At 73.5% G+C, this 362-nt stretch carries 1 protein-coding gene; it reads left to right on the plus strand.

Annotated elements, in window-relative coordinates; translation table 11 throughout:
* The coding region (locus tag ACSNOH_RS35220) for a DUF4365 domain-containing protein (protein ID WP_436725507.1) at nucleotides 1-322 on the plus strand (322 nt) is incomplete at its 5' end.
* Nucleotides 323-362 lie beyond the last annotated feature (40 nt).

Genomic DNA, 362 nt, shown 5'->3' on the forward strand with positions numbered 1-362 from the left:
CGCGCGCCCCGCCGGCCGGGCCGCCCCGGCGCCCACCTTCGCCTTCACCCTCCGCAACGACCACCTGGCGAAGCTCGCCCGCACCCCCGTCGCCGTCCACAGGATCCTCGTCGTCATGATCGTGCCCAGATCGCGCGACGACTGGCTGCGCGCCGGCCACGACAGCCTCCACCTGAGGCACTGCTGCTACTGGACGAACCTCGCCGGCCACCCCGTCACCGGCAGGCAGAGGACCACCGTGCGGATCCCGGCCACACGCGTCTTCGACGACCGCGCACTCTGCGAGATCATGACGCGGGTCGGGGCGGGAGGGAGACCCTGATGCACCGGCCGTCTGCACCCGACGGGCAGCCCGTACGCCC

The organism is Streptomyces sp. URMC 127, assembly GCF_051386535.1.
Taxonomy (GTDB): Bacteria; Actinomycetota; Actinomycetes; order Streptomycetales; family Streptomycetaceae; genus Streptomyces.